This is a genomic window from Mycobacterium sp. (assembly GCF_008709575.1).
Taxonomy (GTDB): domain Bacteria; phylum Actinomycetota; class Actinomycetes; order Mycobacteriales; family Mycobacteriaceae; genus Mycobacterium.
Genome location: NZ_VYIK01000049.1, coordinates 1 through 5,631, shown reverse-complemented (window position 1 = coordinate 5,631; position 5,631 = coordinate 1). Strand labels below are relative to the sequence as shown.

The 5,631-nt window shown below is 68.1% G+C and carries 5 protein-coding genes; all 5 read left to right on the top strand.

Features of this window, described 5'->3' with window-relative positions; all coding sequences use genetic code 11:
• The coding region (locus F6Q13_RS12210; protein ID WP_293056694.1) for a carboxyl transferase domain-containing protein at positions 1-3,058 on the top strand (3,058 nt) is incomplete at its 5' end.
• Positions 3,059-3,243: 185 nt separating this feature from the next.
• Positions 3,244-3,780 (top strand): hypothetical protein, encoded by a 537-nt coding sequence (locus F6Q13_RS12205; RefSeq protein ID WP_293056692.1) that lies wholly within the window; start codon positions 3,244-3,246, stop codon positions 3,778-3,780.
• Between the two features lie 80 nt (positions 3,781-3,860).
• Positions 3,861-4,103 (top strand): DUF1778 domain-containing protein, encoded by a 243-nt coding sequence (locus F6Q13_RS12200; protein WP_293056690.1) that lies wholly within the window; start codon positions 3,861-3,863, stop codon positions 4,101-4,103.
• A complete protein-coding gene (locus F6Q13_RS12195; protein ID WP_293056688.1) occupies positions 4,100-4,456 on the top strand; it encodes a type II toxin-antitoxin system PemK/MazF family toxin in 357 nt (118 codons plus the stop codon). Before F6Q13_RS12200 ends, F6Q13_RS12195 begins: the two co-directional genes overlap by 4 nt.
• A 293-nt stretch (positions 4,457-4,749) precedes the next feature.
• A complete protein-coding gene (locus F6Q13_RS12190) occupies positions 4,750-5,571 on the top strand; it encodes an SDR family oxidoreductase (protein WP_293056685.1) in 822 nt (273 codons plus the stop codon).
• Positions 5,572-5,631: the final 60 nt, after the last annotated feature.

Below are 5,631 nucleotides of genomic sequence, written 5' to 3'. Positions count from 1 at the left end.
TGAAGCGGTGGCGTTGCCCGGGGCGGGTCCACAGGCCTACCTGGACCAGGCCGCGATCCTGGCCGCTGCCAAGACGTCCGGCGCCGAGCTGATCCATCCCGGCTACGGCTTTCTCTCCGAACAAGCCGGATTCGCGCGGGCCTGCGCGACGGCTGGCCTCACCTTCGTCGGGCCGGACCCGGAGGTGCTGGAGCTCTTCGGCGACAAGTCGGCGGCCCGTCGCGCCGCGAGCGCCGCCGGAATCCCGGTGCTGCCGGCCACCAACGGGCCGAGTAGCTTCGAGGACGTCACGCGGTTCTTCGCCGATCACCCGCAGGGCATCGTGATCAAAGCGCTCGGCGGTGGCGGCGGGCGCGGCCTGCGGATGGTCCGCAGTGCAGCAGAACTCCCCGATGCCTACCGACGCTGCGCCGCCGAGGCCGCACATGGGTTCGGCGATCCCGCGGTCTTCGCCGAGGCGGTGTGCGAGGACGCTCGGCACATCGAGGTGCAGATCGTGGCGGCGCCGAATCGGGCGCTGGCTCTCGGTGACCGCGACTGCAGCATGCAGCGGCGCTTCCAAAAGCTCGTGGAAATCGCTCCCGCGCCCGCGCTGTCCGCAGCTCTGCGCGGTGAACTGCACGCCGCCGCCGCGCGGCTGGTCGCCCGCGCAGGCTGCCGTGGGCTGGCGACAGTCGAATTCCTGCTATCCGGTGAGCAATTCTTCTTCCTCGAGGTCAATCCGCGCATCCAGGTCGAGCACACCGTCACCGAGGCGGTCACCGGAGTGGACCTGGTGGCCGTCAGCCTCGCCATCGCCGAAGGCGCATCCTTCGACCACCTCGACCTGCCGGCTGGAATCGACAGCTGTGACACCGGCCGTCAACCCGCCGCGGCACACGGTGTCGCGATCCAGACCAGGGTCAACATGGAAACCCTCGACGCCGACGGGTCGGTGATACCGGCTACCGGAACCCTGACGGTGTTCTCGCCGCCGAGCGGCCCCGGCGTCCGCGTGGACACGTTCGGGCGGCCCGGGTTGACCCCGAGCCCGCGCTACGACTCGCTGTTGGCCAAGGTGATCACCCACGTGCACGGCTCGTCGGTTGCCGCAGCGGTGCGCAAAGCGCGCACGGCCCTGGCCGAATTCGCTGTCGAGGGCATCCGCACCAACATCGGGCTACTTCGGGAACTGCTCTCGGAGCAGCGGGTGCAATCCGGCTTGCAATCCGGTCTGGTGACGACGAGCTTCGTCGACGCGCGGCTGCCCGAGCTGGCCGCCGCGTTGTCGGCGCAACACGAAGTCCGGCCGGTGCCGCTCGAGCTGTACGCGGGTGAGCAGGTGCTGCGCGCGCCGATGGCCGGCACCGTCGTCGAAGCTCCGACCGAGGGCGCCGACGTCGCCGCGGGCACCTCGTTGGTGGTGCTCGAAGCGATGAAGATGCAGCATGTGCTGGCCGCGCCGGACGCCCTGCGCATCCAGCGCTGCCTGATCCGGCCCGGGCAGGTCGTCGGCACCGGTGAACCGGTGGTGGTCTTCACCCGCACCGGGATCGGCGCCGCCGACACCGCCGTCGCCGAACTCGATCTCGACCGCATCCGCGCCGATCTCGACGAGGTCCGCCGTCGGCACCTGCTGACCCTCGACGAGGGCCGGCCGGCGGCGGTCGCCAAACGGCACCGGCAGAACCGGCGCACCGCGCGGGAGAACATCGCCGACCTGGTGGATCCGGGCAGCTTCGTCGAATACGGTGCGCTGGCCGTCGCCGCGCAACGCAGCCGGCGCTCCGAGGAGGACCTGATCACCAACACCCCGGCCGACGGCCTGGTTGCGGGGCTGGCCACGATCAACGGGGCCGAGGCGGTCGTGGTGTCCTACGACTACACCGTCCTGGCCGGCACTCAGGGCATGCGCAACCACGCCAAGACCGATCGCGTCTTCGAACTGGCTCGGCGCCGGCAGGTTCCGGTGGTGCTCTTCGCCGAAGGCGGCGGGGGCCGACCCGGCGACACCGACGTCGGGGGCGCCGCCGGATTGGACGTGCCGACGTTCCGCGCGCTGGGCGCGCTGCGCGCCCGGGTGCCGTTGGTGTCGATCGTCTCGGGCCGTTGCTTTGCCGGTAACGCCGCACTCGCGGGCATCTGCGATGTGATCATCGCGACCCCCGACGCGAATATCGGGATGGGCGGCCCGGCGATGATCGAAGGCGGCGGGTTGGGGGTGTGCCGTCCCGAGGACATCGGACCGGTCGACGTGCAACGCCGCAACGGCGTGGTCGGCCTGGTTGCCCGCGACGAAGCGCACGCCGTGGCACTGGCCAAGCGGTATTTGTCGTATTTCCAGGGCAGCCTCGACGACTGGACGGCGCCGGACCCGCGGCTCGCCCGGCATGTGGTGCCGGAAAACCGGCTACGTGCCTACGACGTGCGCCGCGCGATCGAGTCCGTGGTCGACGTCGGCTCGGTGCTCGAGTTGCGGACCGACTATGGCGTCGGAGTGGTCACCGCGCTGGTCCGGGTTGAGGGCATGCCGTTCGGGCTGCTGGCCAACAGCAGTCACCATCTCGGCGGTGCCATCGACGCCGAGGCCGCCGACAAGATCGCCGATTTTCTGATTTTGTGCGAATCGTTCCGGTTGCCGATGATTTCGCTCTGCGACACACCGGGTTTCATGGTTGGGCCGGACGCAGAGCTCGACGGTGCGGTTCGGCGGTTCAGCCGGCTGTTCGTGCACGGGGCGCGGCTGACGGTGCCGTTGGGCATGATCATCGTGCGCAAGGGCTACGGGCTCGGCGCGATGGCGATGGCCGGCGGCTCGTTTCACGCCCCCGACTTCACGATCGCCTGGCCTACCGGCGAGATCGGCGGAATGGGGTTGGAAGGTGCGGTGCGACTGGGATTTTCCAAGGAATTGGCCGCTGTTGCCGATCCGACCGAGCGCCAGATGCTGTTCGACCGCCTGGTCGAAGCCGCCTACCAGCACGGCAAAGCGCTCAGTGCGGCCACTACCTTCGAGCTTGACGAGGTGATCGACCCGGCCGACTCCCGGGCCTGGATTCGACGGCTGGCCTCCCGGTGAGGGATGCTGGTGCCGGTCGCGGTGACGCCGGCAAGCGACGGCTTATCATCGCCACCGCTGAAGGTCTGGCTCGCTGCGACAGCGATGCCCGCAACCGGGCTGTACACCGCGCAATCAATGGCATCACCGGCAATGTCTCGCCAATCGAGCTGCTTACCGCCGGCCTCGGGGCCCAGCGGTGAGTGATGTGGTGCTGGTGGCCGGTGGTCGCGGCGCATTCCGCGGCCGGGCTGCTGCTGCCCGCCCTCGCCGAGCGGCTCGACGCTACCCACCTGATATGGCTCGCCGCCGCCGTAGCCGACTACGCCGGCGGCCGCAGCCTCCTCGACGAGATCCGCATCGACCCGACCGCAGTCTTCAATCAGGAGTGGATCGGTGTCGACCCGTCGGATCCGGTACTGGCCACTTATTTCCTGTTCCGCGACGCCGACCTGGCCGCCCTGCGGCAGGCCCTGCCGACCGTGGCCTGCTGCGACCTGACTGCGATCTGTGCCGAAACCCCATCGGTCGATCCCGCCGTGCGGCCCTCGACCTACCTGTTGCCGCGCGACGACCGCGTGCTGACCCGCGCTGGAATGCTGCGCATGGCCCACGAGCGCCTCGGCGTCGACCCGGTCGAGGTCTCCGGCGGGCACAACACCTACGTCGCCCACTCCCAGGAAGTGGCGCAACTCATCGACCGAGCAATACGACAGCCGGCGGACGCAACACATCGGACCTGATCACACCAGTCTGATGCTGGATCCCGTTGAGAAACAACGCTGAGCGGGGTGTGCTACGTTACTGTGTTACGATGTCGTGTGTGGCGGAGACACTGACGATTCGACTCGACGCCGACGACCGGGCGGTGCTCGAGGCGGCAGCCCGCAGTCAAGGCAAGGGGTTGAGCGCATTCGTTCGAGAGCTGGCCGAAGCTGCGGCCCGGCAGGTGCGGCGGGAGACGATTCGGGCAGAAGGGGACCGAGTGATGGCTCACCTGGCCAAGCACCCCGAAGCACGAAGCGAACTCGATGAGTTCGGGACGCCGCTGACCGACCTGCCGTGAGTCGGCCATCGGCCGGCAGCATCGTGGTAGTTGATTGGCGTGGCGGTGCATTGCCGCGCGAGCCCAGCAGGCTGCGTCCCGCAGTCGTCGTCGAGGACCACGAGTTGTTTCCGGACGAATATCCGAACGTGCTGGTAGTTCCGTTGACCCGCGATGAGGGACTGGCGTACAGGTCGTTTGCCGAGCGTATCGAGCCGACGGTCGAAAACGGCGCCGATGCGACATGCTGGGCGTTGGCCCATCACGTCACCAGCGTGTCGCTGCGGCGTGTCACCCCTACCGACTCGCGGATTACTGCGGTGCAGCTGGAGAGCATCCGCAAACGGATCATGGTCGCGATGGGCGCCACCTGACACCGTCGTGGCCTCCGACGGGGATCTTCACCGGGATGGACGGACGATGGACGGACTTGTGATGCATGTACTCGCTACGTGGTGGCGGCAGCGGGATCTGCGCGGCCGGCAGATCGTGCGGCGTTGGATACGGATCGACAGACTCCGCAGGCGCAGTGCTGCCGGCCCTTATGCGGGAATCGGAAAATCCTGCTGTCGTGATAGGGCTGATCGAAATAATCTGCGGAACAGTCAAGATCACCACCTTCGTCAATCCACCGCAATGGTGAACCGTAACTAGAAAGATCCTTCGGGTGAACGTTGACCACAAGGTCGCTATCGTCACCGGCGGTGGCGGCGGGATCGGCGGCGCGCTGGCCGGCAGGCTTGCCCGACACGGTGCGCGGGTCGTGGTCGCCGATCTGGACGCCGAGTCCGCCCGCAACGTGGCCGACCAGATCAACGCCGCGCACCCCGGCGCGGCCGTAGCCTGCGGCGCAGATGTCTGCGAGACCGCCGAAATCCGGGGGTTGATCGAACTGGCCGAGAGCCAATTCGGTCCGGTGGACTTCTATTTCGCGAACGCCGGGATCACCGGCGCGGTAGGTCTGGAAGTCAGCGAAGCCGATTGGGATCGTAGCCTCGACGTCAATCTGCGCGCGCACATCCGTGCCGCGGCGCTGTTGGTGCCCGGCTGGGCCGAGCGCGGCGCGGGGTACTTCGTCAGCACCGCGTCGGCGGCCGGGCTGCTCACCCAGCTCGGTTCGGCCACCTACTCGGTGACCAAGCACGCGGCCGTCGCCTTCGCCGAATGGCTGAATATCACCTACGGTGATCGGGGTGTGCGGGTGAGCTGTCTGTGTCCGATGGGGGTGAACACCAAGCTGCTCTACGAGGGCGCGAACTCCGGTGATCTGCTCGGTGACCTCGCCACCCGGGCCGTCACCACTGCGGGTGCGGTGCTGGAGCCCGATGTGGTCGCCGATGCCGTGCTGGCCGCCATCGACGAGGAGCGCTTCTTGATCCTTCCGCACCCGCAGGTGCTTCAGATGTACCGACACAAGGGAATCGACTACGACCGGTGGCTGCGCGGCATGCGCCGCTACCAGGCCAGCCTGCAAGGAGACCAGAAATGAGACATCCTCTGTCAACGTCACGCGGCAGGTCGTGTGTTGTGCCGGTTGCGGATGTGGGTG